The following is a 26,108-nucleotide window of genomic DNA, read 5'->3' as shown; positions in this document are numbered from 1 at the left end:
GCATCGCATCAAGCGCCCACACTTATCGGTTGTTTAATTGTTAAAGAGCGGTACTGCTAAATTCTGTACTACCAACTTCTTGCCACTCGCTGAACCCACCAGCTTCGCTGCGGCTTTCGCTTTGCGTCGCTTGCTGTTTTCAGCAGCAGAGAGGCGAGATTATGAAGAAGTTTTTATCGCTTGTCAAGTCAGCTTCGTTCGCTTTCGCGCCACCGCCCTCTTGCTTGCAACCTCTTCAGATCACCCTCTCTTAGCAGCTATCGAAACATCAGAACCCGTTCGGGTTAACCTGAGTTTTCGGCAACTACCAAGCCTGAAACTATAACACAACTTTTGCAGATTATGCAACCGGCTCTTGCCTAATTTGCACCCTATCTTGCAACCCCGCCGCTCGCTTGCGCTTCGCGTTGGCTCTGGAATCCAGAGGCTGGTTACTGAACCAGGTGGCTTGTAATCTTGATCCGGGTAAACCCTGAATCGCCATCACCAGCCAAGCCCAAGACTATAGCACGATTTTTGCAGATTGCGCAACTGGCTTTTGCCTGATTTGCCGCAATCCATGCAATAACCGCTTGGCTCCCGGCGTAGCTATTAACTTAACTACTTGCTGGCTGCTTTGCGGCAGGCTGGGTAGGTTTCCTTGCGGATTGCCTGCCGGACGGCCTGTTGTGCTTGCTTAGCTTCGCGGTTCAAAAACTGCCTGAACTGCGAAGGAGCGAGACTATAGCACGGAAATTTTGGCAAGGCGCTCCAGATGACACCCTTTTTGCAAAAAGATGAATTTTTATGGGGACACACCTTTGCGGATAACTTGACTCTCTATATAGATGGCCCAGCGGCTCCGCCAATACGGGCACGACACAGTAGGTAGACGACGCTCTATATAGAGCGACCGCTTACATTGCGGGGCCGTCCACGCTAAAGCCTCAACTCGGTGGTTTCCTTGATTTGCTGCAATGCAAAGAAAGAGCGCATGTCCACGACGGCGGGGTGGCGCATGAGTGTATCCATGGCGAAGCGTGAAAAGTGCGCCAGGTCAGCCACCTGTATTCGCAGCAGGTAATCCATGTCGCCAGACATGGCATAGCATTCGACCACCTCAGGCCACAACTGCACGTCACGAGCGAAATCACTCATCGGCGCGTGACTTGAGCCGCTATGTTTGTTCAGGCGGATGTTGACGTACGCAAGCAGACCGAGCCCAACTTTCTCAGCGTTGATCAGGGCTACGTACTTTTTGATAAAGCCCTTCTCTTCCAGTCGGCGCACACGCCGCAAGCACGGACTGGGCGACAGGGATACACGGTCGGCCAGTTCCTGGTTGCTAAGGCGGCCATCGCGCTGCAATTCGGCCAAAATCCTTAGATCTGTCCTATCCAGCTCTATATCAGACATTTTTTGCCCCTTAATTTACACATAGGGCAATATTATTGCTCAAACACGGCACTTCAACGCCATCTTTGCAATTGTCTGCTCGTCGTTCCTACCTACAATCGTCTTCTAGACTTGAATAACAAGTCGTCCTGAAAAACGATGCAAGGGAGCAGACTTATGAGCAGCGCTTTCCAACCCTGGGACAACCCGATGGGCACCGCCGGGTTCGAGTTCATTGAATATGCCGCGCCGGACCCCGCTGCGCTGCGCAAGGTGTTCGAACTGCTGGGCTTCAAAGCCATCGCCAAGCACCGCCACAAGGACGTCACGCTGTACCGCCAGGGTGGCGTAAATTTTCTGATCAATGCCGAGCCGGATTCCTTTGCCCAGCGCTTTGCGCGCCTGCACGGACCGTCGATCTGTGCAATTGGCTTCCGCGTTCAAGATGCCAATGCCGCGTATAAGCGCGCATTGGAACTGGGCGCGTGGGGATTCGACTCGCACAGCGGTCCGATGGAACTGAACATTCCGGCCATCAAGGGCATCGGCGACTCGCTGATCTACTTGGTTGACCGCTGGACTGGCAAGGAAGGTCATGGCGGCATTGGTGATATCAGCATCTATGACGTGGACTTCGTGCCCGTGGATCCGGGCAATGCGCAGGCGGACCTGAACCACCGCGGAGCTGGCTTGACGTTGGTGGACCACTTGACGCACAACGTGCACAAGGGCCGCATGGCCGAGTGGTCGGAATTTTACGAACGCCTGTTCAACTTCCGTGAAGTTCGCTACTTCGATATCGAAGGCAAGGTGACGGGCGTGAAGTCGAAGGCGATGACGTCGCCTTGCGGCAATATCCGCATTCCGATCAATGAGGAAGGCACCGAAGAGAAGGGGCAGATCCAGGAGTATCTGGACCTGTACCGCGGCGAAGGCATCCAACACATTGCCATGGCGACGGATGATATCTACAGCACCATTGAAGCGCTGCGCGCGTCGGGCGTGGTGTTTCTGGATACGCCGGAAACCTACTACGAACTGCTGGACCGGCGCCTGCCCAACCACGGTGAAGATGTGGCGCGGCTGCAGAAAAACCGTATCCTGCTGGATGGTGCACCCGGTGGCGGCCTTTTGCTGCAGATCTTCACAGAGAACCAGATCGGCCCGATCTTCTTCGAGATCATCCAACGCAAGGGCAACGACGGTTTTGGCGAAGGCAACTTCAAGGCCCTGTTCGAATCGATCGAACTGGACCAGATGCGCCGCGGCGTGGTGAAGAACGTCGAGTAAGCGCTTCCCCCTCCAGTGCCCAAATGCCCTAGCATCGGCACTGGCCTTGAGGCCTCACCTTATTGTGAGGTTTTTTTTCGCCCGTTCAAACCGACACGGGCAGCCAAGCACGTCAGCGTTTGAGACGATCCTGGAATTGCTTGCGGAACTTGGCAACCTTGGGTGCGATCACGAACTGGCAGTAGCCTTGCTCGGGGTGCAGGGCAAAATAATTGCTGTGGTAATCCTCGGCTTGCCAGAATTTGGCGGGCGCCAGCAGTTTGGTGACGATGGGCGCGTCGTAAACCTGTTGTGCCTCGACCTCGGCAATGACCGATTCAGCTTGCTCACGCTGAGACTCGTTCTGCCAAAAGATTGCCGACTCATACTGTGGACCGATGTCGTTGCCTTGGCGCCCCGGCGTGGTGGGGTCATGCGTGGCGAAGAACACACGCAGCAAATCACTGAAAGACAGTTCGGCGGGGTCGAATTCGATTCGGGCGACCTCGATATGGCCGGTGTCCTTGCCGCACACCTGTTCGTAGCTGGGGTTGTCGACGTGCCCGCCGCTGTAGCCGGGCAACACGCTCTTCACGCCGCGCAAATCGACGAAGACCGCTTCGACGCACCAGAAGCAGCCGCCGCCAAGGACGGCAACCTCATTGCCTGGGGATGGTTGTTCTGTCATGGCAATTCCTCATTTATAAGGGGCCACGCCTTGCGGCCCACTTCCCGCGTTTCACGTCGGGGCATCAAGATTAAGACTACTGCTTGGCCGGCGCCAGCGACAATATCCATTCGGCCAGCAGACGGGCGTCTTCCTGGCTGACATGGGTTTGGGCAGGCATGGGAACCGCACCCCAGGCACCGCGGCCACCGCCGCGAATCTTGCCGGCCAGGTAATCCACCATGGCGTCGCCCTGCCCCGCATAGCGTTCCGCCACACTCGTCAACGGCGGACCTACGCGCTTGACCTCTACCTGATGGCAAGCCATACAGGCCTTGCTCTTGGCCAAGTCCAGGCCGGTCGTTTGCGCCTGGACCGCGCCTGCGCTCAACACGCAGGCGACGGCCGCCCACAGACTAATCTTCAAATGCATCGGTAACTGCCCCACGGCTCGCGGTGCTGGCGAGCTTGCCGAACTTGGCAAGCACACCGCGTGTATAACGCGGCTTGGGCTGGACCCAGGCCTGGCGACGAGCCGCCAGGTCTTCGTCGCTGATGTTGAGCTGCAGCAGCAGCTTGTGGGCATCGATGGTAACCGAATCGCCCTCCTGGATCAGGGCTATCGGCCCACCCACGAATGCTTCGGGCGCGACATGGCCAACGACCATACCCCAGGTGCCGCCGGAAAATCGGCCATCGGTGATCAGGCCGACCGTTTCGCCCAAGCCCTGTCCGACCAACGCGGAAGTGGGTGCCAGCATTTCGCGCATGCCGGGCCCGCCTTTGGGGCCTTCGTAGCGGATGACCACGACATCGCCATCCTTGATGCGCTGCGCCATGATGGCCGTCATCGCATCGTCCTCGGAATCGAAGACGCGCGCCGGACCGGTCATGACGGGATTCTTCAGCCCGGTGATCTTGGCCACGCAGCCTTCCGGCGACAAGTTGCCCTTCAAGATAGCCAGATGCCCCTGCGGGTAGAGCGCGCGATCCAGCGGCATGATGACGTCCTGATCGGCGCGTGGCACGTCCGGCACATCGGCGAGCGTTTGCGCGATGGTCTTGCCTGTGATCGTGATGCAGTCCCCGTGCAGCAGTCCGGCATTGAGCAACAGCTTCATGACTTGGGGGATGCCGCCTGCGCGATGCAGATCCGTTGCGACGTACTTGCCGGAGGGCTTCAAGTTGCACAACACCGGCACGCGCTTGCGGATACGCTCGAAGTCATCGATGGTCCACGGCACGTCGGCGGCGTGGGCAATGGCCAGGAAGTGCAGCACCGCATTGGTGGACCCGCCCGTGGCCATGATGACCGACACGGCGTTTTCGATGGATTCGCGCGTGATGATGTCGCGCGGGCGCAGGTTGCGCCGGACCGCGTCGACCAGCACTCGCGCCGACTCGGCGGCCGAGACGACCTTTTCGTCATCTTCATTGGCCATGGTGCTGGAATAAGGCAGGCTCATGCCGATGGCTTCAAAGGCGGAGCTCATGGTGTTGGCGGTGTACATGCCACCACAGGAGCCCGAGCCGGGGATGGCACACTTTTCGATCTGCTTGAAATCGGCCTCGAGCATGCGACCCATCGTATATTCGCCAACGGCTTCGAAGACCGAGACGATGGTGAGATCGTTGCCCTTGTAGTGGCCCGGCTTGATGGTGCCACCATAGACATAGATGCCCGGCACATTCGTGCGCGCCAGGGCAATCATGCCGCCAGGCATGTTTTTATCGCAACCGCCGATGACCACTACGCCGTCCATCCACTGGCCTTGGGCGGCAGTCTCGATACAGTCGGCGATGACCTCGCGCGAAACCAGCGAATATTTCATCCCCTCGGTGCCCATGGACATGCCGTCGGAAATGGTTGGCGTGCCGAACACCTGGGGGTTGGCGCTGGACGACCGGATAGCGTCAATGGCTGCGTCCGCCAGGCGCTGCAGGCCGCTATTGCAGGGCGTGATCGTGGAGTGGCCGTTGGCCACACCAATCATGGGGTTATCGAAATCGGCTTCCTTGTAGCCAAGCGCGTAATACATGGCGCGGTTGGGTGCGCGTGCTACGCCTTCGGTGATGTGGCGGGAACGTTCGTTGTTCGGCATGGTCTGTCTCTCCTGTCGGCGTCGGGGCGCGGGCATGACGAACGCACCCGGGAAGCTGGCTCGCTTGCATGCATGCGAATCTTCAGAGCTCGCCGGTTATTATCATTCAACTTCATTGTGTCGGGCAGAACATGCTGCAATATCCAAAATTCGATCCCGTAGCGTTGCAGATCGGGCCGCTTGCCATCCACTGGTACGGGCTGATGTATTTGGCGGGCTTCGCCCTGGTGTATGTGCTTGGCCGCCGGCGCATCACAAGCGGGCACACTACGTCGCTAAACGTGCGCGACCTGGAAGACCTGATTTTCTATAGCGTGCTGGGCGTCGTACTGGGCGGCCGACTTGGATATGTGCTGTTCTACAAGCCTGCCTACTACCTGGCGCATCCGCTGGAAGTCGCGTACTTGTGGCAAGGCGGCATGTCATTCCACGGCGGCCTGATCGGCGTGATCCTCGTCATGCTCTTATTTGCACGAAAGAAGAAGCTGCCCTTTTTCGCGATCAGCGATTTCATCGCGCCGCTGATCCCGCTGGGCCTGGGGTTTGGCCGCTTGGGCAACTTCATCAATGGCGAGCTTTGGGGCCGCCCGACCGATGTGCCGTGGGCGATGGTGTTTCCCGGCAGCGGCGACGGGCTGGCACGCCACCCGTCCCAACTCTATGAACTGGGTCTGGAAGGCATTGTGCTGTTTGCACTGCTGTGGTGGTTTTCGAGCAAGCCGCGTCCACTGGGGCAAGTAAGTGGACTGTTCTTGATGGGTTACGGAACGTTCCGCTTCCTGGTGGAATTCACCCGCGAGCCAGACAACTTCCTGGGTCTGCTCGCGGGTGGATTAAGCATGGGACAGTGGCTATCCCTGCCGATGGTCGCTTTGGGCGCCATCATGTTCAGCCTTACTGCAAAACGATCGTCCCGTTGACGGCCACGCTGACCGTGACGTCTCCCGCTTCCAGCGGGACGTCCGGGCTGTAGCCGCCAGAGGCGTCTTTGGCCATGGCCGCGCCAAGCATGCGCGGCATCGGCACGGGGCCGCCCGAACCGCCGAGCTCCAGCTTGGACAAGCGGTAACCCGAAAAACCGAATGCGTTGGCAGCAGCCAATGCACGATCCTTGAACGCTTGGGCCGCTTCTTTCAGCAGCTTGCGTTCTTCGGCCTCGCGTGCCGGGCGCGACAGCGAGAACCCGATGTTGGAAATGGCGGTCTTGTCCGACAGCTTGGCTGCCAATGCGGCAGCGGCTTCGAAGTCCTTGGACTCCAGCACGATCTCGCCCTGGCCGCGCCACGACGCAATCTTGCCCTTGCTGTTCGTGTTGGGCCACACGTTGAAACCACCCGTGCGCACTTCCACACCCTTGGTGTCGCGCGCGCGCTTGACCACATCGTCCAGCACCGCGGTCAGCTTCTTGCCGGCGGCGGGCTGATCAGGCGCCTCGACCTCGGCGGACAAGGAAATGCGAACGGTGTCCTGCTTGACCTCCGACGAGGCCGCCGCTTGCAGTGTCATTTCCGGCGAACGGTTCGTGGACGATTCCGCCGTTGCGGGTGCGCTGGGCGCCTGCGTCTGTGCAAATGCGGGTTGAACAGCAGCAATGGCGGCCACGGCTGCGCACGCTGCGCCGAGTTTCGTCAGCGAGAGAACAGGGTGTTTAAACATGGACGGGTCCTAGGAGGGAGGACAGAGAGAAAGAGAGGGGGATGGTTGTGGCACCCGACGCGGACCTGCGCTGTTGGCAGGCCCGCTGGGTAAATGCCCCGCCTGTGCCGTCAAGGCCGGCATCTCGAACCCTAGGGTAAGAGGTGGTCGCGTTCCGCAGAGCGTCGGGTTCGTCTACGAGAGACGATCACTCCAGCTCTACACTCCCGCAACCATATGCCGAAAGCATAGGTTCAGAGAATGTATGGCCTAGTCACGGACACGGCAGGGACAAACTGAAAATTCTTGAATACAGCTTTATGAACGTTAGAGCAGTTTTTCCTGACCCGACAAGGCGTCATCGAGTACTGCGTTCATGTCCTCAATTCTACGCTTGAAGTCGCCAACCGCCAAACCCCCTAACGGGCCGTCGGGCGCTTTCATGGCGAGAAGCTCGCCAGCGACCTGCAACGCCGCCATGACGGCGATGCGTTCGTTGCTGGAAATCTTGCCGGTTCCCTGGATGCGAAGCATCAGTTGGTCGACGTGGCGCACAGCGGCCATCAGCGTGGGCTTCTCTTCAGCCGAGCAAGCCAGCGAATAGTCGCGTCCCAATATGGTTACGTCTACGCGTTCCATCAGTGTTGCTCTCCAGACGGTGCACCCGGCAGGCGGGCCAGCACGGCGTCGATGCGCTCGCGGGCCGAAGCGGCGGCCACGCGCAAGCGCTGTAGTTCGGTGTCGCGGGTTTGCAGGCTACCCTGCAGTTCGGTTTCGCGGGCGGCGAAACGCGACTCCAGCGATTGTCGTTCGGCGGATTCTCGGGCAAGCTGCTCGCGCAAGGCGGCTTCGGCCTGCTGGGCTTGTTCGAGCATTGCGGTAACCGCGCCGTCGTGATCCTGAAGCTTGCTTTGCAACGTGGCGATGTCCGCCTCGCGCTCGACCGCGCGTTGCTTCAGCACGCGCTGTTCAGCTTCGAAATCATTCAGGCGGAGGCGCAACGCATCACGCTCTGCGTGGAGTTGGCGGGTGCGTTGCACCAGTTGCCCGATTCGGGCGGCGAGTTGGTCTAGGTCTTGCAGCATGGGCGCTATCGTAAACCATCCTGAGGTGAACCGGGCCACTTCACGCAAGGTGAGAAACCCGGCAATATTCGGTAGGAAATACGGTGTTGATCAGGGCGGCGGGAGGCTAACCGATTCCGGCACAAGAAGAAAAGCGCCTCCTCCAAAATTCCCACATCCGGCCGATTCGGCTTTCGCATTTCTTTCTATAAACTTTCACTTAGCTTTCAAAAAACCCTCATTCTTCCCGTGGCGTTACATCTGAGGCCCGGGAGTACCCGAATTCTAGGGAAAACCCCAGCCTTTCACCGAGCTTACAGGGTTTGCAGCATGGCAGGCGTCCATTACCATTCGCCCTTCCAAGAAACCACGCCGCCGCTTTCAGAATAACTAATGGCACCCCGAAGTGCCTTTTTTGTGCCTGTCACTCGCCTTTCAGCGGGTCCCATCCGGCTACAAACTTTTTTATCTACATGCTGTAAATAGGAGCCAACCAATCATGCAGCTACGCAATCGACAGGACTTCTGGTCGGGGGTGATGTTCATCGCCCTTGGACTGGGATTCGCCTGGCAGGCCAGCAGCTACCAAATGGGTACTGCCGCCCGAATGGGCCCTGGGTACTTTCCTTTCTGGCTAGGCATTGTTCTGGCTTTGCTGGGCGCCATCGTGCTGCTTGGCTCTCTTTCCAAGAAAGCCCACGAAACGCATGTCGACAAATTCGACTGGCGTATTGTCTTTCTCGTCGTGGGTTCGGTGGTCTTGTACGGCTTCATCCTCAAGCCGCTGGGCATCTATCTTTCGGTATTCATCCTGGTTGTCGTAAGCAGCCTGGCCAGCCATGAGTTCAGCCTGAAGGTCGCCGTTGCCAACGCGATTTTCCTGGTGGTCTTCTCGTATCTGGCATTCGTCAAGGGGCTGGGGCTGATCTTCCCGCTGTGGCCGTCCTTTCTGGGCATGAACTAAGGAGCAACCGGTCATGGAATTGTTTGACAACCTATTGTTGGGTTTCTCGGTGGCGTTTACGCCCGAGAACCTGGCCTACGCATTGCTGGGCTGCATTCTGGGTACGCTGATTGGCGTGTTGCCGGGCATCGGCCCGGTCCCGACCATCGCAATGCTGCTGCCGATCACGTATGTGCTGCCCCCAATTGCCGGCCTGATCATGCTGGCCGGCATCTATTACGGCGCGCAATACGGCGGCTCGACCACGGCGATTCTTGTGGCGCTGCCAGGGGAAACGTCTGCGGTGGTGACCGTGCTGGACGGCCACCAGATGGCCCGCAATGGCCGTGCGGGCGCCGCGTTGGCCATCGCCGCGCTGGGCTCGTTCTTCGCCGGTTGCGTGGCAACGCTGCTGTTGGCCGCGTTTGCTCCCCCGTTGGCTGAGGTGGCGTTCAAGTTCGGCCCCGCCGAGTACTTCTCGCTGATGTGCCTGGGTCTCGTCGGCGCCGTGGTTCTGGCTTCGGGTTCGCTGCCCAAGGCGATCTCGATGATCATCCTGGGCCTGCTGTTGGGCATGGTAGGCACCGACGTCAACTCGGGCGTTGCCCGCTACGACTTCGGCATTCCCGAACTGCAAGACGGTATCGACTTCGCCATCGTGGCCATGGGTGTGTTCGGCTTCGCCGAAATCATGACCAACCTTGAGCAGAAGGAAAACCGCGTCGACATCACCGACAAGATCGGCTCGCTGTACCCGAACCTGCAGGAATTCAAGGAAGCCGCTCCCGCCGTGCTGCGTGGCACGGCCCTGGGTTCGGCCTTGGGTATCTTGCCGGGCGGTGGCGCCGTGCTGTCGTCGTTCGCATCCTACACGCTGGAAAAGAAGATCTCGAAGAATCCGGAACGCTTCGGCAAGGGCCATCCGGCCGGCCTGGCCGGCCCGGAATCGGCGAACAACGCTGCCGCGCAGACGTCGTTCATTCCGCTGCTGACGCTCGGTATCCCGGGTAACGCCGTGATGGCGCTGATGGTTGGCGCCATGACGATCCACAACATCCAGCCCGGCCCGCAAGTCATGACGAGCCACCCCGAGCTGTTCTGGGGCCTGATCGCCTCGATGTGGATCGGCAACCTGATGCTGGTAGTGCTGAACCTGCCGCTGATCGGCTTGTGGGTCAAGCTGCTGAAAGTGCCTTATCGCATCCTGTTCCCGGCGATTCTGGTGTTCTGCACGATCGGCGTGTATTCCTTGAACTACAACGCTTTCGACATCTTCACCACCGCCATCTTCGGCATCATCGGCTACGTGTGGTCAAAGCTGAAGTGCGAAGGCGCACCGCTGCTGCTGGGCTTGGTTCTGGGCCCCATGATGGAAGAGAACTTCCGTCGTGCCCTGCTGCTGTCGCGTGGCGATTTCAGCACCTTCGTGACCCGTCCCCTGTCAGCTTCGTTGTTGGCCGTGGCGGCGTTCCTTGTGATCCTGGTGGCGCTGCCCGCCATCCGCAAGAAGCGCGAAGAGACCTTCGTCGAAGAAGAATAAAAGCGGCCAGGCCGCCCGGCGCGGCGGCTTCGCTTTCCAAAACCCCTGGGCTTGTCCCAGGGGTTTTTTTTGATGGACTCGCCGCCGGCTTTTGATTGCGTTAAGGTTACTTCCCTAAGACTTACCTTACTCACATTGAGCGGAGTTTCCTGCGATGGCAACGATCGGTACCAAGAGCTACGACGCGGTCGTAGCCCAGAAAGTCGCTTTCCTCGGCCTGGGTGTCATGGGCCTGCCCATGGCCGGCCATCTGGCCCGCGCCGGGCACGACGTGACGGTCTACAACCGCACGCCCGCCAAGGCTCAGGCCTGGGTCGCGGAGTTCGGCGGCCGCCATGCCGGCACGCCGCGCGAAGCCGTGGCAGGCGCCCAGATCGTCTTCGCCTGCGTGGGCAACGACGACGACCTGCGCAGCGTCGTGCTTGGACCCGACGGCGCATTTGCGGGCATGGCGCCCGGTGCCGTGTTCGTCGACCACACCACCGCCTCGGCCGATGTCGCCCGCGAGCTCTACGCACAGGCCAAGGGCCTGGGCCTGAATTTCGTGGATGCGCCCGTGTCTGGCGGCCAGGCCGGCGCCGTCAATGGCGCACTGACGATCATGTGCGGCGGCGAAGAAGCGGTGTTTGAAGCCATCAAGCCCGTGGCCCAATGTTTTGGCCGCGCCGTGACGCTGGTGGGCGAACCTGGTTCTGGCCAATTGGCCAAGATGGTCAATCAGATCTGCATTGCCGGCCTGGTGCAAGGCCTGTCCGAAGCCGTGGCTTTTGGCCAGGCTGCGAAGCTGGACATGAAGTTGGTACTGGACGTGATCAGCAAAGGCGCGGCACAAAGCTGGCAGATGGAGAACCGGGGCGGCACCATGGTCGACGACAAGTTCGATTTTGGCTTTGCCGTGGACTGGATGCGCAAAGACCTGGGCCTGGTGCTGGCGGAAGCGCGCAACAACGGCGCGCGCGTGCCGGTGACCGCGCTGGTGGATCAGTTCTATGCCGATGTCCAGAAGATGGGCGGCGGCCGTTGGGACACATCCAGCCTGGTAAAGCGACTGCGCGACTAAGTTCTTCCAAGCGAAAATGAAAAGGCGAGCCTACAGGCTCGCCTTTTTTACAAGCGGACGAGGCAGATCAGGCCGCCAGGCTGTCCGGCACCGCGTCCAGCGCCAGGGCATCGATACGCTGCTTGGCCAGCGTCACGCCCTCCAGCGCAGCCACTTCGCCCATCGCCATGCCTTCGGCCGCGATGAACGTGACGTCGTCCATCCCCAGGAAACTGAGCATCTGGCGCAGGTACGGCGTCATCGTGTCGGACGGCGTGCCTTCGGCCTTGCCGCCCCGCGCCGTCAACACGAACACCTGCTTACCCTTGACGAGACCTTCCGGCACGCCTTCGGGCGTATAACGGAACGTGACGCCGGCACGGGCTACGTGGTCCAGATAGCTCTTGAATTGCGCGGGCAGATTGAAGTTGTAGACCGGCACGGCGAACACGATGCGGTCGGCCTGCATCAGTTCAGCGACCAACGAATCGCTGAGCTCGACAATGCGCTGCTGCTCCACGCTGCGGGCTTGCGCCGGGGTGAACAGCGCGCCAGCAGTGCTGCCATCGAAGTAGGGAATGGGCTGCGCGCCGATGTCGCGGATTTTCACGCTATCGGCCGAGTGGGCGGTTTTGACGCGCGCAATAAAATGATCGGCCAATTCCTTGCTGTGGGAACGGTTGCCGAGGATCGAGGACAGGATGACAAGGGTCTTCATTGCGAATTTCTCCAGTGGTGGCCCGCCATGAGCAGGCGGGGATCCGTCAGCGCCACGTCCGATTCAAAAGAGGTACCGGACTGGGGCTGGGCGCCGGGTGGCGTTGGCAGATCCCGATTGCATGGCGTCACTGTAGACCGGTTCATTGTTCGCATAAACAGGGATATGATGAACTATTCGTTCCAGGAATAGAACAATAATGCAAGATCTAAACGACCTCTATTACTTCGCTCAAGTCGTCGAGCAAGGCGGTTTCAGCGCGGCTGCCCGGGCGCTGGACATCCCCAAATCGCGCCTTTCACGGCGGATTTCGCACCTTGAAGAAAGCCTGGGCGTGCGCCTGCTGCAACGCACGACTCGACGCCTGCGGCTCACGTCCGCAGGCGAACGCTATCTGCATTACTGCCGTGAAATGGCGGCATCCGCGCGCGCCGCGGACGACGCCATGCGCCAACTGCAATCCGAGCCCGCCGGCCCGGTGATCGTCAGTTGCCCCGTTTCCATTGCGCAGGATGTACTGGCGCCCCTGCTGCCTGAATTCCTGGACGCATGGCCGGCGATATCCGTGCAGTTGTTGGTGACCAACCGGCGCGTGGACTTGATCCGCGAAGGCGTCGACCTGGCGTTGCGCGTGCGGACCAAGCTGGATACCGACGCAGAGCTGGTGGTACGCCACTTGGGCACGGCGCGCGGCACCTTGGTGGCCAGCCCGGGCTACCTTCAGCGCCATGGCACGCCGGACACGCCGCAGGACTTGGCGTCGCACACCACGCTGAGCTTTTCAGACCCGCAACACGACGTGCGCTGGCCGCTGCGCAATGACAAGGGCGAAGAGCTGCAGGTTGAGCTAAAGCCGCAACTGTCGTGCAACGACTTCATCGTTCTGACCGAGGCCGCGGTGCGTGGCCGCGGCATTGCGCTGCTGCCGTCCATTGCCACGCAAGAGGAACTGCGCCGGGGCCAGTTGGTGCAGGTGCTGCCCCAATGGCAATCGCCGGAAGGCATCGTGCATTGCATCTACCCGTCTCGGCGCGGCATGATGCCGGCGGTCAGGACGTTGCTGGATTTTCTGTCGCAACGCCTGCCGTCGATGTATCAGCGGCTGGAAAAAGCCGCAACGCCTCCGGCTCAGTAGCCCCGGTTGCGTTCGACCACGCCGGTGATGGGTTCACCGCGCATCAGTTGGGCCACCTTGCCGGCGATTTGCTCGATGCTTTCATCTCGCAAGGTACGCGCGGCGATGTGCGGCGTGACATGCACGCGCGGATCGCGCCAGAAGGGATGATCATTGGGCAGCGGCTCGGTGTGGAACACATCCAGGGTCGCGCCTGCGATCTCGCCCTCTTCGAGCATTTGAACCAGGTCATCTTCGACCAGGTGCTCGCCACGGCCGACATTGACCAGGTGCGCATCGGGCAGCAGTTGCGACAGCGTGTCGCGATTCAGGATGTTGCGCGTATCAGGCGTCAGCGGCAACACGTTTATCAAGAAGCGCGTTCTAGCCAAAAACGCCGGCAAGGCGGCTTCGCCCGCAAAGGATTCCACGCCCGGCAAATCACGCGGGGACCGCGACCAACCCGCCACGGGATAGCCGAAATCAGCCAGCGTCTGCGCGACGCGCGCGCCCACCTGCCCCAGGCCCAGCACGCCAACGGGCCAATCCGCCTGGCGCGTGCCTTCGCGGGTATCCCAGTGCTGGCGCGCCTGGGCCTGGTCGAACGCTTCGAAATCGCGCGACACACGCAGCAGCGCGTACAGCGCATATTCGGCCATCTGCACGGACATGCCGGCGTCTTCCAGCCGCACGATGCGGACATGCTCGGGGATCTCGGGCATCTTCAACAGCGCATCCACGCCCGCCCCCAGATTGAACAAGGTCGAGATATTGGTTTCGTGCTTGAACAGTTCCACGGGTGGACGCCAGACCAGCGCCACTTCTGCCCCCGAGGGCGGGCCATCGGGGTTCCACACCGAAATGCGGCAACCGGGCATTGCGGCTTCCAGACGGGGCACCCAGACATCGGGATCGTGAAGGGGGCAAGCAAAAAGGATATGCATGGTGGCGGCTCTGCAAAGCGGTTTTCGAAACCGCAAGCATGCAGGATGGCGCTTCACAAATCAAACGGCCCGGCATGAAGCCGGGCCGTCTTGTACCTGCGTAGCAGGCCTAGTTCAAGCCGTCTGCGGTACTTCGGGCTTGTTCTTGCCCTTACCCTTGCCACGACGCGCGAAGGCCCAAAGCTGCAGGAAGATCAGCAAGGCGCTTGCACCGATGAACCACGCGCTGATGGGGCGCTCCACGAACACAGCCAGGTCGCCGCGCGACAGCAGCAGCGCACGGCGGAAGTTTTCTTCCACCATGGGCCCCAGCACGAAGCCGAGCAGAATGGGGGCTACCGAGAACTCCAATGTCATCAGGATCGCGCCGATCACGCCAAACGCCAACACTTCCCAAATCTGAAAGAGGCTGTTCTGTGTGCTGAACACGCCCACTGCAATGAAGAAAAGCGCGGACGGGAACAGATAGCGATACGGCACTTGCAGCAGCTTGACCCACACGCCGATCAACGGCACGTTCAGTACCATCAGCAGGACGTTCCCCACCCAGAAGCTGGCGATCAGGCCCCAGAAGATGTCCGGGTGCTCGGTGATCAACTGCGGCCCCGGCTGGATGCCCTGAATCAACAGCGCGCCCAGAATCAGCGCCATGACCGCGTCGCCCGGGATGCCCAGGCTCATCGTGGGGATGAAGTCGACCTGCGTCTTGGAGTGCGACGAGGCTTCCGGCGCGGCCACGCCGGCGATCATGCCAGTACCGAATTTTTCGGGCGTCTTGGAGATCTTGCGTTCCAGCGCGTAGGAGACGAACGTGGTGATGGTCGGCCCCGTGCCGGGCATGGCGCCAAACAGCGTGCCCACCGCGGTGCCGCGCACCATGGGCCAGAACGCCGTCTTCAGTTCCTGCCTGGAAGGCCGCATGTCACGAATGCGCAACTTGGCGCCGCTGCCGATGATGGTCATGCGGTTGACGCTCATCAGGAAGTCGGCCACGCCAAACAGGCCCATCGAAATAGCCACCAGCTCCAGGCCGTCGGACAAGTCCAGCAGGCCGAACGAGAAGCGAATGGTGCCCGTGTTCACGTCCGTGCCGACCACGCCGCACATCAGGCCGAAGAGCGTCATCGCAACGCCCTTGAGCGGCGAGCCGCGCGACATCGTCGCCCCAGCCAGCAGGCCCAGCAGCATGATCGAGAAAATCTCGGTCGGGCCGAACTTGAACGCCACCTCGACCAACAAAGGCGAGGCGAAAATCATGACGATGATGCCGACCGACGCCGCGAAGAACGAGCAGATCATCGTGATGCCCAGCGCCGTTCCCCCCTTGCCCTGCTTGGTCAATGGATAACCATCAAGGCAGGTCACCGCGTGCGGCGGGTGCGAAGGCAGGTTGAGCAGGATCGCGCCGATGGCACCGCCATATTGCGAGCCGTAGAAGATACCGGCCAGCATCAGGATGGCAGGCACGGGATGCATGACGTAGGTAAGCGGCAACAGGATCGAAATTGCCGACAAGGCGCCCATGCCTGGCAGCACGCCGATCAGGTTGCCCACCAGCACGCCGAAGAACGACCACATCAGGTTATGCCACTGGAACGCAACCCCGAAGCCGTACCACAGGTCCATCAAAGACTGAGAGATCATGGCGCTTCAACCCCAACGAAACAGCGGCATCTGCAATTGCAGCGCCCACCAGAACACGACGACAGCGATCGCGGACATCGCGATCGCCAGCAGGATGGCTTGCTTGATGGTGTTCTTGCGGTCACCCAACGCCGAGATGAAGACAACGGCAAACGTGGCCGGCAGCAGACCGCCATACTCGCCCAGCAGCAGAAACGCCAGGATGCCAAGAATGATGCAGACGCTGCCGCGCACGTCGGGCAAACCATGTGCATGGCCGTCACCCGGGGCTGGCGGCGTGGACTCGCCCGACCGCGCGGACATCGCGATCAGCACGCCCGTCAAGGCAAGCAGGCCACCAAGTGCGGCCGGAAAAAAACCAGGTCCCATGTGGCTCAAGCTGCCAATGTGATAGTTGGTGCCGCCGTATATCGCCCCCAACCCGATCAGGACCATCAGCGCACCGCCGTAGTAGTCCTTCCTGTTTATATTTTTCTGCACTTGCTTCCTCCTTCCGGGTGCTGGACCGTGCTGGCCCTTGATGCGCCGCTCGACACGAGCCTCGCCCGGCCCTTAACAACGGACCGGAGCGCAGGTTACGGAGGGAAGCTGCTAATCCGCTTTCTATGCGCTGTCGCATTCCTGAATCCGGGGGTTATCCCTGACAGGAAAAGATCCAGGAAGCGGGGAAGAAGAGAAAAATTGTGAAAGCCTGCCGGCCTATTGCTCGCCGTTCAAGTCAACATCGACCGGACGCGGATACTGCGAGACCGTGGGCGCCAAGGGTAGCCACAGCACCGACGCCAGGCCCATACCGCCTTGCGCGTTGGGTTCACCGTCGCGCAATTCGATATCGCCGTCATTGCGGCGGGCATAAGCCCGGGCGATCGCCAGGCCCAACCCGGAACCCGAAGACACCACGGGCTTGTCAGTGCCGACTCGTTCGAAGCGTGCGAAGGCCCTGCCGCGCAACACGGGATCCAGGCCCGGGCCGTTATCCGACACAGACACCTCGGCGCGATTCTCCAGGCGGCTGACCGACACCGTAATGCGCGCGCCAACTGGCGCGTAGTTGATGGCGTTGTGGACCAGATTGGACAAGGCTTCGTGCAGTTCGGCCTCGTTGCCCGACACCGGTGCGGACGTTTCCAGCCCTTCTTCGGAACCCGCCTGTACCCAGCCCAGGTCTTGCTGCTTTTCATGAGCCAGCGGCAGGTATTGCAGCACGACCTCGCGCGACACCGCGTTCATATCGAGCAACTGCCGCGGCAGCGGCTCAGCCTGGTTGGCGTGCGCCAAAGACAGCAATTGTTCGGTCAGACGGCGGGTGCGACCCAACTGGTCGACGATGGCGCGCAGGCCTTCGCGAGTACGCGCGGGGTCGCGCTCGCGCAGGGCGTACTGCGCCTGGGTCAGCATGATTGCCAGCGGCGTGCGCAATTGATGCGAGGCGTCGGCCAGAAAATGGGACTGTTCATCCAGCACCCGGCGATAGCGGGCGATGTGATGATTGACGGCATCGACCAGCGGCGCCACCTCGCTGGGTACACGCGAGGCATCCAGCGGCGTCAGATCATCGGGACGGCGGTTGCGGATGTCCGCGCGCAGCCGGCGCAACGGCTTGAGCGCCCAGGAAACGCCCCACCACACCAGCACCACCACCAATGCCAGCATGCGGGCATCGCGCAAGATTTCCTGGCGTCGCGCATGGTTTTCGGCTTCGATCCGTTTGCCCGTGCTTTCGGCCACCACGACCAGCACCTGGCGGTGCAGGCCTTGGTAGTAAAGATCGCGCACCACGGCCACGACCCTCACCGGATCATTGCGGTAGACACCGTCGTAAAAAACGGGCTGCCCATTTGATCGCGGCCAAGCGGGCGGGCGCGGCATCTCCGGCATGCCCAAAAGCGTTTTGCCTTGCTCTTTAGGTACGGTCGAAGCGTCGGGGATGGGCGGGTCAATCTGTTCGATGCGGAAGTACTTCCGCAGGCCCGCCCTGGATTCCAGCATGACCTGCGCGTACAGGGGCGTAGCAACCTGCAGATTGCCGTCGGGCGTGAATTCCAGGCTGCTTTCAAGCACGCGGGCGGGTTCCACCAACGCGCTGTCGTAAGCTTCGTTGGTGATCTCGGACAGGGTGCGGTAGTCGTTCAGGCTGTCGATGACCAGCAGCGTCACCACGCCGGGCAGCAACAGGATGATGAGCAGCGCGCGGATGCCGACGCGCGGCAGCCCGGGAATCCGCAGGCTCACTCAGCTTCCGTGGATTCGCTGGCCACGCTTTCCAGCATGTAACCCAGACCGCGCACCGTCACGATGCGCACGTCGCTGCCGGCGAGTTTCTTGCGCAGTCGATGCAGCACGACCTCGATGGCGTCGGGGTTGGCTTCACTATCGTGGGTGAAAACCTTGCCGAAGAGTTGGGATTTGTCGACGGGATAGCCGCTGCGGGTCAGCAGCGCCGCCAGCGCGGCGTGTTCGCGCGGCGTCAGGAACAGCAGCGAACCGTCCAGCGTGAATGCCCGGCTTTCGCTGTCGTAGGAAAGCGAGCCGCATTGCAGCCGCGGATGCTGACGGCCACGGCTGCGGCGCACCAAGGCGGTCAGCCGCGCTTCCAGTTCTTCCAGGGCGAAGGGTTTGGTCAGGAAATCATCGGCGCCCAGGTTCAGCCCGCGCACCCGGTCTTGCAGCGCGCCTTGGGCAGTCAGCAACAGAACGGGCGTACGGTCGTCACGGTTGCGCATTTCGCGCAGCACCACCAGCCCGTGCTTGTCGGGCAATCGCAGGTCCATGACGATGGCGTCGTATTCGGTGCCCGCCATGAAGGCTTCGGCCGTGCGGGCGTCGGCCGCGTGATCCGGCACGAATCCGCTTTGGGCCAACGCGCGCATCAACCAGGACGCCATGTCCCGTTCGTCTTCAACCAACAATATGCGCATGACCGTCCGTTCCTTCGGGCAAATTCTCTGCTGCCCGCTGCCCATGCACGCGCTGGCGCAGGTAGCGGGTTTCGTGATGACGCCGAAAGAGGATCGCCGACAACTCGTTCAACGCCTGGGTGTAGACGTCTCGCTTGAACTCGATCACCGCGTCCAGGGGCACCCAATACTGGCTCCAACGCCAGGCATCGAATTCCGGATGCTGCGTCGCGCGCAGGCAAACATCGCTGTCGCGTCCCACCAGGCGCAACAGGAACCAAATCTGCTTTTGTCCTTTATAGTGGCCACGCCACTCACGCCGGACGAAGTGATCGGGCACGTTATAACGTAACCAATCGCGTGTACGCCCCAAAATACGGACATGCTCGGGCTTCAAGCCCACCTCTTCATGGAGTTCGCGATACATGGCCTGCACCGGGCTTTCGCCATATTTGATGCCGCCCTGTGGGAACTGCCATGCATGTTCCCTGATACGCTTGCCCCAAAAGACCTCGTTTCGACTGTTGACGAGAATGATGCCGACATTGGGGCGGTAGCCTTCGCGGTCAAGCATGGGCCACCCCCACCGAATTCAATACAATTACAGTCGATTATACGTATCTGCTGCCACCTTTAAACATGCGCGCATCCAACTACCACATCAACACCCTCAAAGAAGCCCCTTCCGAAGCCGAAGTCGCCAGCCATCAGCTGATGACCCGGGCCGGAATGATCCGCAAGCTCGCGGGCGGCATCTACACCTACATGCCCCTTGGGCTGAAGATCATCCGCAAGGTCGAGGCCATCGTCCGGGAAGAAATGAATGCGTCGGGCGCCATCGAGCTGCTGATGCCGGTGGTGCAACCCGCCGAGCTCTGGCAGGAATCGGGCCGCTGGGAGCAGTACGGCGCCGAACTGCTACGCATCAAAGACCGTCATCAGCGCGACTTCGTGCTGCAGCCGACGTCCGAAGAGGTCATCACCGACATCGCGCGCAATGAAATCCACAGCTACCGCCAGCTGCCGCTGAATTTCTATCACATCCAGACCAAGTTCCGCGACGAACGTCGTCCGCGCTTCGGCCTGATGCGTGGCCGCGAATTCACCATGAAGGACGCCTATTCCTTCGACCGTGACGAAGCGGGCGCCTTGAAGAGCTACGACACCATGTACGCCGCGTACATGCGTATCTTCGGCCGCCTAGGGCTGGAGTTCCGCGCGGTGGCGGCCGACACGGGTTCCATTGGCGGCACGCGCAGCCACGAATTCCAGGTTATCGCCGATACCGGTGAAGATCTGCTGGTCTATAACGCCGATACCGACTACGCCGCCAACATCGAGCTGGCCGAAGCCGTGGCGCTTTACCCGACCCGCGGCGACGCCACCCAAGCCATGGCCGACGTCGCCACCCCTGGCGCGGCCAAGTGCGAAGACGTGGCCAAGCTGCTGGGCCTGCCGCTGGAAAAGACGATCAAATCCATCGTGCTTGCCACCGACGGCGACAAGGGCAAGGTCGACATCTGGTTGTTGCTCCTGCGCGGCGATCACGAACTGAACGAAATCAAGGCAGGCAAGCTGCCCGGCCTGGCGGGCTTCCGCTTCGCCACGGAAAGCGAGATCGTCGAGTACTTCGGCTGCAAGCCTGGCTACCTGGGCCCCGTCAAGACGGCCAAGCCGGTGCACGTGATTGCCGACCGCACCGTCGCCCACATGGCCGATTTCGTCTGCGGCGCGAATAAGGAAGACTTCCACATCCAGGGCGTGAACTGGGGCCGAGACTTGCCAGAACCCGAGCTGGTGGCCGACCTGCGCAACGTTGTCGCGGGCGACCCGTCGCCGGACGGCAAGGGCACGCTGTCCATTCAGCGCGGCATCGAAGTCGGACACGTCTTTTATCTGGGCAAGAAATACTCCGAAGCCTTGAAGGCCACCTTCCTTGACGAAACCGGCAAGCCGGCCGTTCTGGAGATGGGCTGCTATGGCATTGGCGTGACTCGTATCGTGGGCGCGGCCATTGAGCAGAACCACGATGCGCGCGGCATCATCTGGCCGCGCGCGATTGCGCCTTTCGAAGTGGTGATCTGCCCGGTGGGCTGGGGCAAAAGTGAAACGGTGCGTGACACCGCCGTGAAGCTCTATGAATCCTTGTTGGCGCGGGGCGTCGACGTCATTCTGGACGACCGCGATGCCCGCCCTGGCGTCATGTTCGCCGAGTGGGAATTGATCGGTGCGCCCCTGCGTGTAACAGTTGGAGAACGCGGCCTGAACGATGGTGTGGTGGAATTGCAGGCTCGTCGGGAAACCGAAGCCGCCAAGATTCCGGTAGAGTCCGCGCTTGAAACGGTACTGACGAAACTCGACACCCTTTAAACCCTATAGTAGATACGGACTTCACCGCGTCCCGACCCGCTTCATTGCTTATCCGTACCGTGACCGATCCGAAGTCCGCCGAATCCCTCCTGCAGGTCCGTGTCTATTACGAAGATACGGATGCGGGCGGGGTTGTTTTCTACGCCAACTATTTAAAATTCCTGGAACGCGCCCGCACCGAGTGGCTGCGTGGCCTGGGAGTCAACCAGTCCGGGCTGGCCGCCCGCGAACAACGTCTTTTCGTTGTCCGCTCCTTGGACATGTCCTACCGGAAACCGGCCAAACTGGACGATTTGCTTACCATACGCAGCCGAATCACCAAACTCGGCCGCGCTTCGATACACTTCGCGCAGCGCGCGGAACGCGACGGGGAACTGCTTGCCGAAGGCAACATCCAAGTTTGCTGTGTCGATGCCATTCATATGCGGCCGGCGGAGTTGCCGGCCGACGTTCGCGCAAAACTGGAATTCATTCAGGAATAACCATGCAAGTCACCAACGACATGTCGTTGCTTTCGCTGATTTCGCACGCCAGCGTGCCCGTCCAGCTGATCATGTTGCTGCTTTTGGGCATTTCGATCATGTCCTGGACCTACATTTTCGCCAAGCGCCTGGCCATCAAGCGCGCACACACCCAAACTCGCCGTTTTGAAGATGACTTCTGGTCCGGCGGCGACTTGTCCATGCTGCAACAAGCGGTGGCTTCGCGCCGCGACGAACAAGGTGCACTGGCTCGCATCTTTGATGCCGGCATGACCGAATTCCTGAAGGCGCGCCGTGGCAATTCCGCCGGCGACGCCACCGCCCTGCTGGACGGCCCGCGCCGTGCCATGCGTGCCGCCTACCAGCGCGAAATGGACTCGCTGGAGTCGCACCTGAACTTCCTGGCGTCGGCGGGTTCCGTGTCACCGTACATCGGCCTTTTGGGTACGGTCTGGGGGATCATGCACGCCTTCATCGGCCTGTCGAACATGCAGCAAGCCACGCTGGCTTCGGTGGCGCCCGGCATTGCGGAAGCCTTGATCGCAACCGCCATCGGCCTGTTTGCCGCCATTCCCGCCGTGGTTGCCTACAACCGCTTCACGAATGATATCGACCGTATCTCGATCCGTTTCGACAGCTTCGTCGATGAATTCCTGAACATTCTGCAACGGCAGGTGCGCTAATGCCCTCGGTAAGCTCACGCGGCAGGTCCGGCCGCCGCATGAAGGCCGACATCAACGTGGTGCCGTACATCGACGTGATGCTGGTGCTGCTGGTCATCTTCATGGTGACCGCTCCGCTGATCACGCCCGGCCTGATCCAACTGCCCTCGGTCGGGGCTGCTTCGGACGTGCCCGTGAAACCGCTGGAAGTCCAGATTTCGGAAGACGGCAAGATCGCCCTGCGCATGCGCGAGCCCGGCGCCACCATGCAGGACATCGCGCGCCCCGAACTCGTGGCGCAGGTACGCTCGCGTATTACCGCTGAAACGCCGGTGGTGATCGCGGCGGATGGCAAGGTACCGTACGAGACGGTCGTGAAGGTGATGGACGAATTGCGCACCAACGGCATCACCCGCCTGGGCCTGCTGGTGGACCAATCCGCCGTCAGCACTTCCCAGCCCGCATCCGCACCTAAACGCTAACGCGCCGCCTTCCGCCGGCTTGGCCGGCATGCAACGCCCATGACGCCACCCATTATTCGACATCGCAGCGGCCCACCGGCCACCCCGCCTAACAACGACAACCGGAATGCGCTCATTCTGGCCGTGGCGGTGCATTTGCTGCTGCTGGTCGCCTTGATCTTCGGCGTGAACTGGCGCACGGAGGCCCCCGGCCCCGTCCAAGTCCAGCTCTGGGCCGACGGCGATTCGCCAGACGCCCCGCCGCCCACGCCGCAACCGGAACAGCCCAAGCCGCAGCCCAAACCCGAGGCGCAACCGCAGCCTGAGCCTGAAAAGGCGCCCGAGCCGCCGCCCCCTCCTCCCCCTCCTCCGCCGCCCGAACCCGAGGTTCAGCCCAAAACTCCGGAAGTCGACCCCGAAATCGCGATCCAGGAAGCAAAGAAAAAGCGCGAAGAGGAAGAAAAGGCACGTGAGGCCGCCGAGGCCAAGGAAAAGGCGCGTCTGGAAGAAGAGCGCAAGCAAGCCGAACTGAAAGAGAAGAAGCGCCTGGATCAGGAACGCCAGGCTGCCGAGAAGGCCGCAGCTGAAAAAGCGGCTGCGGAAAAAGCCGCCGCTGACAAGGCAGCGGCTGAAAAGGCTGCCGCCGAAAAGGCGGCTGCCGAGAAGGCCGCCGCGGAGAAGAAGGCCAAGGACGACGCCGCCAAGAAGGCTGCTGCTGAAAAGGCAGCGGCTGAAAAGGCCGCGGCCGAGAAAGCGGCGGCTGACAAGGCTGCGGCAGCAAAAGCCGCGGCCGAAAAAGCCGCCGCTGAAAAGGCTGCCGCCGAGAAAGCCGCCGCCGCCAAGAAGGCTGCCGCGGACAAGGCGCTGAAGGAGGCGTTCCGCAACGATGCCCTGGGCGCCGCCGGCATCCCGGGCGGCACGGCGGACCGCAACCAAGCGGGCGGCGGCCGCGATAGCGGCTATGCCGCGAAGGTCCGCGCATGCATTCTTCCGGGCGTCGCTTACCAGCCTCCGCCGCGCAGCGGCTCGGCGAATCCCACCGCACAATACCGGGTACAGTTAGGGACTGACGGGAAAGTGAACGGCGTGAACATGACCCAATCTTCGGGGAATCCGGCTTTCGACCGCGCGGTCGAGACGGGCATCCGCCGTTGCAACCCCTTCCCGAAGCCCTCGACGGGCGGCTACGACAAGTTCATTGACGTAGTGCACAAAATGTATGATTGACAGGAGATTGATGAATATGACTCCCGCTTATAGCCGACGAGGTTCCCTCCTCGCTCTCTGGCGATCGTATGGGCTCGGTTTGCTGATGATCGCGTTATGCCTGATGGCAGCCAAACCCGCCCATGCGCAATTGCGCGTCGATATTTCCGGCACGGGCGCCACGCAATACCCGGTGGCGATTGCCGACTTTGCCGTCGACGATACCCACGGCCGCGCGTTGGCTGAAGTGATCCGCGCCGACCTGACTCGCACGGGCCAGTTCCGCCTGATCAACGCCGCCGGCTCCGGCCTGAATGTCGACTCCCCGGTTGCCCACGACGATTGGCGCGGCAAAGGCGCCGACTTCCTGGCATATGGCAGCATCACGCGCGGCGCCGATGGCCGTTACGACGTGCGATACCGCTTGGCCGACACGGTCAAGAAGGGGCAATTGGACGGCGTGGCGTTCTCAGGTACCGAGCAGGAATTGCGCCGCGTTGCGCACCAGATCGCCGACCGCATCTACGAGAAGATCACCGGCGTTCGTGGCGTGTTCTCGACGCGCATCGCCTATGTGCTGAAGAAGGGCGCCACCTACGAGCTGCAAGTGGCCGACGCCGACGGGCAAAATCCTCAGGTCGCCCTGCGCTCGCGCGAGCCCATCATCTCGCCGTCCTGGTCGCCCGATGGCGCCAAGCTTGCCTATGTGAGTTTCGAGTCCGGCAAGCCCGTCGTGTATGTGCATACGCTTGCCACCAGCGCGCGTGTTCCGGTTGCGAACTTCAAGGGTAACAACAGCGCACCGGGCTGGTCGCCCGACGGTTCCAAGCTTGCCGTGGCCTTGACCCGGGACGGGCTGTCGCAAATTTACGTCGTTGGCTCAACGGACGGGTCCAATCCCACGCGAATTACGCGTTCTCCCGGGATCGACACCGAACCGACCTTTACGCCGGACGGGGCTTCCATTATCTTTACGAGTGACCGCAGCGGCGGGCCGCAGATCTATCAGACCGGCTCGACAGGTGGCGAAGCACGCCGCCTCACGTTTAATGGTGGTTACAACATCTCACCCCGAATTTCCCCCGATGGATCGACGCTGCTGTACGTTGCGAGACGCGACGGCGCGTTTCGAATCGCGTCGTTGAACCTGTCCACAGGCTCCGAAACCTTGATCACTGATGGTCGTGACGATCAGTCGCCAAGTTTCGCGCCGAATGGCATGCAAGTCCTATACGCCGCCATTCAAAATGGTCGTAGCGTACTTGCGGGTGTTTCGAGCGATGGCCGCGTACGACAGACGCTTTCGGTACTGAACGGGGAAATACGTGAACCGACTTGGGGCCCATTTACCCGATAACACGTGTGACTCTCTTTGCAAAGGAACTATCATGAAGTCGCGCATTGCCAAAAGCCTGACCATTGCCGCTCTGGCCGCCACTCTGGCGGCTTGCAGCTCCGTCCCTCTCGACGATAAAGCGGGTCAGGGCGGAGGCGCTGGCCAAGGATCTTCTTCGGCCTCTGGCCAAATCCTTGATCCCTTTAACCCCCAAAGCATCCTGGCGCAGCAGCGCTCGGTGTACTTTGATTTCGACAGCTACACCGTGTCGGACCAGTACCGCGGCTTGGTCGAAACCCACGCCCGCTACCTGGCTTCGCACCAGCAGCAGAAGGTCAAGATCGAAGGCAACACCGACGAACGCGGCGGTGCCGAGTACAACCTGGCCCTGGGCCAGCGTCGTGCAGACTCCGTGCGTCGCATGATGACCCTGCTGGGCGTCAGCGACAACCAGATCGAAACCATCAGCTTCGGCAAAGAAAAGCCGAAGTCGACGGGTACGTCGGAAGCCGACTTTGCTGAAAACCGCCGCGCCGATATCGAATATCTGCGTTAAGATTTTCGCTTAGTCCAAGAGCCCTACCACGCGTCGGGACGGTCAGCCGGCCGTCCCGACGTTTGTTTTTATACCGGGAATATTT

The 26,108-nt window shown here is 61.1% G+C and carries 27 protein-coding genes and 1 other RNA gene; 13 read left to right on the top strand and 15 right to left on the bottom strand.

The window, feature by feature from the left end:
• Positions 1-918: 918 nt before the first annotated feature.
• Positions 919-1,395 carry an Lrp/AsnC family transcriptional regulator gene (locus tag P8T11_RS23440; protein WP_050449203.1) on the bottom strand — a complete coding sequence of 159 codons (477 nt, stop codon included), beginning with the start codon at positions 1,393-1,395 and terminating at the stop codon, positions 919-921.
• 156 nt (positions 1,396-1,551) lie between these two features.
• Between P8T11_RS23440 and hppD the strand changes: the two genes are divergently transcribed.
• Positions 1,552-2,664, top strand: a complete 1,113-nt coding sequence (gene hppD, locus P8T11_RS23435; RefSeq protein WP_268079786.1) for a 4-hydroxyphenylpyruvate dioxygenase — start codon at positions 1,552-1,554, stop codon at positions 2,662-2,664.
• A 112-nt stretch (positions 2,665-2,776) separates the two neighbouring features.
• On the opposite strand, the gene msrA is transcribed toward hppD, so the two are convergent.
• From msrA to ilvD, 3 genes are all read right to left on the bottom strand, one after another.
• Complete coding sequence (gene msrA, locus P8T11_RS23430; RefSeq protein ID WP_268079787.1) at positions 2,777-3,331, bottom strand: peptide-methionine (S)-S-oxide reductase MsrA; 555 nt, start codon at positions 3,329-3,331, stop codon at positions 2,777-2,779.
• A 76-nt stretch (positions 3,332-3,407) separates the two neighbouring features.
• The gene (locus tag P8T11_RS23425; RefSeq protein WP_268079788.1) at positions 3,408-3,743 is read right to left on the bottom strand and encodes a c-type cytochrome; all 336 of its coding nucleotides are present in this window, start codon (positions 3,741-3,743) and stop codon (positions 3,408-3,410) included.
• On the bottom strand, positions 3,727-5,412 hold the full coding sequence (gene ilvD / locus P8T11_RS23420) for a dihydroxy-acid dehydratase (protein ID WP_268079789.1): 1,686 nt from the start codon (positions 5,410-5,412) through the stop codon (positions 3,727-3,729). The genes P8T11_RS23425 and ilvD overlap by 17 nt, the downstream gene beginning before the upstream one ends.
• A 131-nt stretch (positions 5,413-5,543) precedes the next feature.
• On the opposite strand from ilvD, the gene lgt reads away from it, so the two are divergent.
• The gene (gene lgt / locus P8T11_RS23415; RefSeq protein ID WP_268082286.1) at positions 5,544-6,332 is read left to right on the top strand and encodes a prolipoprotein diacylglyceryl transferase; all 789 of its coding nucleotides are present in this window, start codon (positions 5,544-5,546) and stop codon (positions 6,330-6,332) included.
• Here lgt and P8T11_RS23410 read toward each other — a convergent pair.
• The 4 genes from P8T11_RS23410 to P8T11_RS23395 form a co-directional block, all read right to left on the bottom strand.
• Positions 6,307-7,068: an SIMPL domain-containing protein gene (locus P8T11_RS23410; protein ID WP_268079790.1), complete on the bottom strand. Its 762-nt coding sequence runs from the start codon at positions 7,066-7,068 to the stop codon at positions 6,307-6,309. The two genes, lgt and P8T11_RS23410, sit on opposite strands and share 26 nt — an antisense overlap.
• Before the next feature lie 91 nt (positions 7,069-7,159).
• A non-coding RNA gene (gene ssrS / locus P8T11_RS23405) (6S RNA) lies at positions 7,160-7,342 on the bottom strand.
• Between the two features lie 32 nt (positions 7,343-7,374).
• Positions 7,375-7,686: a cell division protein ZapA gene (locus P8T11_RS23400; protein WP_006217444.1), complete on the bottom strand. Its 312-nt coding sequence runs from the start codon at positions 7,684-7,686 to the stop codon at positions 7,375-7,377.
• Positions 7,686-8,132 (bottom strand): hypothetical protein, encoded by a 447-nt coding sequence (locus P8T11_RS23395; protein ID WP_268079791.1) that lies wholly within the window; start codon positions 8,130-8,132, stop codon positions 7,686-7,688. Before P8T11_RS23395 ends, P8T11_RS23400 begins: the two co-directional genes overlap by 1 nt.
• A 478-nt stretch (positions 8,133-8,610) precedes the next feature.
• On the opposite strand from P8T11_RS23395, the gene P8T11_RS23390 reads away from it, so the two are divergent.
• The 3 genes from P8T11_RS23390 to P8T11_RS23380 all read left to right on the top strand — a co-directional run bounded on the left by P8T11_RS23390 (position 8,611) and on the right by P8T11_RS23380 (position 11,654).
• The gene (locus P8T11_RS23390) at positions 8,611-9,075 is read left to right on the top strand and encodes a tripartite tricarboxylate transporter TctB family protein (RefSeq protein ID WP_054427363.1); all 465 of its coding nucleotides are present in this window, start codon (positions 8,611-8,613) and stop codon (positions 9,073-9,075) included.
• 13 nt (positions 9,076-9,088) lie between these two features.
• Positions 9,089-10,594: a tripartite tricarboxylate transporter permease gene (locus P8T11_RS23385; RefSeq protein WP_268079792.1), complete on the top strand. Its 1,506-nt coding sequence runs from the start codon at positions 9,089-9,091 to the stop codon at positions 10,592-10,594.
• 154 nt (positions 10,595-10,748) lie between these two features.
• Entirely contained in the window at positions 10,749-11,654 is a 906-nt protein-coding gene (locus tag P8T11_RS23380) for an NAD(P)-dependent oxidoreductase (protein ID WP_268079793.1), read from the top strand.
• 67 nt (positions 11,655-11,721) lie between these two features.
• Here the strand turns inward: P8T11_RS23380 and P8T11_RS23375 are convergent, their stop codons facing one another.
• Positions 11,722-12,351 carry an FMN-dependent NADH-azoreductase gene (locus P8T11_RS23375; protein WP_268079794.1) on the bottom strand — a complete coding sequence of 210 codons (630 nt, stop codon included), beginning with the start codon at positions 12,349-12,351 and terminating at the stop codon, positions 11,722-11,724.
• A gap of 199 nt (positions 12,352-12,550) precedes the next feature.
• Between P8T11_RS23375 and P8T11_RS23370 the strand changes: the two genes are divergently transcribed.
• A complete protein-coding gene (locus P8T11_RS23370) occupies positions 12,551-13,486 on the top strand; it encodes a LysR family transcriptional regulator (protein ID WP_268079795.1) in 936 nt (311 codons plus the stop codon).
• Here P8T11_RS23370 and P8T11_RS23365 read toward each other — a convergent pair.
• The 6 genes from P8T11_RS23365 to P8T11_RS23340 form a co-directional block, all read right to left on the bottom strand.
• Complete coding sequence (locus P8T11_RS23365) at positions 13,480-14,409, bottom strand: 2-hydroxyacid dehydrogenase (RefSeq protein ID WP_268079796.1); 930 nt, start codon at positions 14,407-14,409, stop codon at positions 13,480-13,482. The two genes, P8T11_RS23370 and P8T11_RS23365, sit on opposite strands and share 7 nt — an antisense overlap.
• 114 nt (positions 14,410-14,523) lie before the next feature.
• Positions 14,524-16,053 carry a tripartite tricarboxylate transporter permease gene (locus P8T11_RS23360; RefSeq protein WP_268079797.1) on the bottom strand — a complete coding sequence of 510 codons (1,530 nt, stop codon included), beginning with the start codon at positions 16,051-16,053 and terminating at the stop codon, positions 14,524-14,526.
• A gap of 6 nt (positions 16,054-16,059) precedes the next feature.
• Complete coding sequence (locus tag P8T11_RS23355) at positions 16,060-16,488, bottom strand: tripartite tricarboxylate transporter TctB family protein (protein WP_268082287.1); 429 nt, start codon at positions 16,486-16,488, stop codon at positions 16,060-16,062.
• A gap of 264 nt (positions 16,489-16,752) precedes the next feature.
• Positions 16,753-18,285, bottom strand: coding sequence for a sensor histidine kinase (locus P8T11_RS23350; RefSeq protein ID WP_268079798.1), 1,533 nt, complete (start codon positions 18,283-18,285; stop codon positions 16,753-16,755).
• Positions 18,282-18,971, bottom strand: coding sequence for a response regulator (locus tag P8T11_RS23345; protein WP_100853137.1), 690 nt, complete (start codon positions 18,969-18,971; stop codon positions 18,282-18,284). Before P8T11_RS23345 ends, P8T11_RS23350 begins: the two co-directional genes overlap by 4 nt.
• Positions 18,952-19,524 carry an RNA pyrophosphohydrolase gene (locus P8T11_RS23340; RefSeq protein ID WP_006217428.1) on the bottom strand — a complete coding sequence of 191 codons (573 nt, stop codon included), beginning with the start codon at positions 19,522-19,524 and terminating at the stop codon, positions 18,952-18,954. Before P8T11_RS23340 ends, P8T11_RS23345 begins: the two co-directional genes overlap by 20 nt.
• A 65-nt stretch (positions 19,525-19,589) precedes the next feature.
• On the opposite strand from P8T11_RS23340, the gene P8T11_RS23335 reads away from it, so the two are divergent.
• From P8T11_RS23335 to pal, 7 genes are read left to right on the top strand one after another with little or no spacing between them, the layout of a single operon-like run.
• Complete coding sequence (locus P8T11_RS23335) at positions 19,590-21,320, top strand: proline--tRNA ligase (RefSeq protein WP_268079799.1); 1,731 nt, start codon at positions 19,590-19,592, stop codon at positions 21,318-21,320.
• A 59-nt stretch (positions 21,321-21,379) separates the two neighbouring features.
• Positions 21,380-21,802: a tol-pal system-associated acyl-CoA thioesterase gene (gene ybgC / locus P8T11_RS23330; protein WP_268079800.1), complete on the top strand. Its 423-nt coding sequence runs from the start codon at positions 21,380-21,382 to the stop codon at positions 21,800-21,802.
• Between the two features lie 2 nt (positions 21,803-21,804).
• Complete coding sequence (tolQ, locus tag P8T11_RS23325) at positions 21,805-22,485, top strand: protein TolQ (RefSeq protein ID WP_268079801.1); 681 nt, start codon at positions 21,805-21,807, stop codon at positions 22,483-22,485.
• Positions 22,485-22,946, top strand: coding sequence for an ExbD/TolR family protein (locus tag P8T11_RS23320; protein WP_268079802.1), 462 nt, complete (start codon positions 22,485-22,487; stop codon positions 22,944-22,946). The genes tolQ and P8T11_RS23320 overlap by 1 nt, the downstream gene beginning before the upstream one ends.
• A gap of 39 nt (positions 22,947-22,985) precedes the next feature.
• Positions 22,986-24,152, top strand: coding sequence for a cell envelope integrity protein TolA (gene tolA, locus P8T11_RS23315; protein ID WP_268079803.1), 1,167 nt, complete (start codon positions 22,986-22,988; stop codon positions 24,150-24,152).
• 16 nt (positions 24,153-24,168) lie between these two features.
• Positions 24,169-25,488, top strand: a complete 1,320-nt coding sequence (gene tolB / locus P8T11_RS23310) for a Tol-Pal system beta propeller repeat protein TolB (RefSeq protein WP_268082288.1) — start codon at positions 24,169-24,171, stop codon at positions 25,486-25,488.
• A 31-nt stretch (positions 25,489-25,519) separates the two neighbouring features.
• The gene (gene pal, locus P8T11_RS23305) at positions 25,520-26,023 is read left to right on the top strand and encodes a peptidoglycan-associated lipoprotein Pal (protein ID WP_268079804.1); all 504 of its coding nucleotides are present in this window, start codon (positions 25,520-25,522) and stop codon (positions 26,021-26,023) included.
• Positions 26,024-26,108: the final 85 nt, after the last annotated feature.

Source organism: Achromobacter spanius, assembly GCF_029637605.1.
GTDB classification, from domain to species: domain Bacteria; phylum Pseudomonadota; class Gammaproteobacteria; order Burkholderiales; family Burkholderiaceae_B; genus Achromobacter; species Achromobacter spanius_E.
This window is presented reverse-complemented; position numbering and strand designations above follow the sequence as displayed.

Coding starts and splice junctions, on each gene's coding strand:
- P8T11_RS23370 (WP_268079795.1), top strand. CDS start 12,551: ATGCAAGATCTAAACGACCTCTATTACTTCGCTCAAGTCGTCGAGCAA.
- P8T11_RS23395 (WP_268079791.1), bottom strand. CDS start 8,132: ATGCTGCAAGACCTAGACCAACTCGCCGCCCGAATCGGGCAACTGGTG.
- hppD (WP_268079786.1), top strand. CDS start 1,552: ATGAGCAGCGCTTTCCAACCCTGGGACAACCCGATGGGCACCGCCGGG.
- P8T11_RS23385 (WP_268079792.1), top strand. CDS start 9,089: ATGGAATTGTTTGACAACCTATTGTTGGGTTTCTCGGTGGCGTTTACG.
- P8T11_RS23365 (WP_268079796.1), bottom strand. CDS start 14,409: ATGCATATCCTTTTTGCTTGCCCCCTTCACGATCCCGATGTCTGGGTG.
- P8T11_RS23410 (WP_268079790.1), bottom strand. CDS start 7,068: ATGTTTAAACACCCTGTTCTCTCGCTGACGAAACTCGGCGCAGCGTGC.
- P8T11_RS23440 (WP_050449203.1), bottom strand. CDS start 1,395: ATGTCTGATATAGAGCTGGATAGGACAGATCTAAGGATTTTGGCCGAA.
- P8T11_RS23320 (WP_268079802.1), top strand. CDS start 22,485: ATGCCCTCGGTAAGCTCACGCGGCAGGTCCGGCCGCCGCATGAAGGCC.
- P8T11_RS23375 (WP_268079794.1), bottom strand. CDS start 12,351: ATGAAGACCCTTGTCATCCTGTCCTCGATCCTCGGCAACCGTTCCCAC.
- P8T11_RS23400 (WP_006217444.1), bottom strand. CDS start 7,686: ATGGAACGCGTAGACGTAACCATATTGGGACGCGACTATTCGCTGGCT.
- P8T11_RS23345 (WP_100853137.1), bottom strand. CDS start 18,971: ATGCGCATATTGTTGGTTGAAGACGAACGGGACATGGCGTCCTGGTTG.
- msrA (WP_268079787.1), bottom strand. CDS start 3,331: ATGACAGAACAACCATCCCCAGGCAATGAGGTTGCCGTCCTTGGCGGC.
- P8T11_RS23390 (WP_054427363.1), top strand. CDS start 8,611: ATGCAGCTACGCAATCGACAGGACTTCTGGTCGGGGGTGATGTTCATC.
- lgt (WP_268082286.1), top strand. CDS start 5,544: ATGCTGCAATATCCAAAATTCGATCCCGTAGCGTTGCAGATCGGGCCG.
- P8T11_RS23380 (WP_268079793.1), top strand. CDS start 10,749: ATGGCAACGATCGGTACCAAGAGCTACGACGCGGTCGTAGCCCAGAAA.
- tolB (WP_268082288.1), top strand. CDS start 24,169: ATGACTCCCGCTTATAGCCGACGAGGTTCCCTCCTCGCTCTCTGGCGA.
- pal (WP_268079804.1), top strand. CDS start 25,520: ATGAAGTCGCGCATTGCCAAAAGCCTGACCATTGCCGCTCTGGCCGCC.
- P8T11_RS23360 (WP_268079797.1), bottom strand. CDS start 16,053: ATGATCTCTCAGTCTTTGATGGACCTGTGGTACGGCTTCGGGGTTGCG.
- ilvD (WP_268079789.1), bottom strand. CDS start 5,412: ATGCCGAACAACGAACGTTCCCGCCACATCACCGAAGGCGTAGCACGC.
- P8T11_RS23355 (WP_268082287.1), bottom strand. CDS start 16,488: ATGGTCCTGATCGGGTTGGGGGCGATATACGGCGGCACCAACTATCAC.
- P8T11_RS23425 (WP_268079788.1), bottom strand. CDS start 3,743: ATGCATTTGAAGATTAGTCTGTGGGCGGCCGTCGCCTGCGTGTTGAGC.
- P8T11_RS23335 (WP_268079799.1), top strand. CDS start 19,590: ATGCGCGCATCCAACTACCACATCAACACCCTCAAAGAAGCCCCTTCC.
- P8T11_RS23340 (WP_006217428.1), bottom strand. CDS start 19,524: ATGCTTGACCGCGAAGGCTACCGCCCCAATGTCGGCATCATTCTCGTC.
- tolQ (WP_268079801.1), top strand. CDS start 21,805: ATGCAAGTCACCAACGACATGTCGTTGCTTTCGCTGATTTCGCACGCC.
- tolA (WP_268079803.1), top strand. CDS start 22,986: ATGACGCCACCCATTATTCGACATCGCAGCGGCCCACCGGCCACCCCG.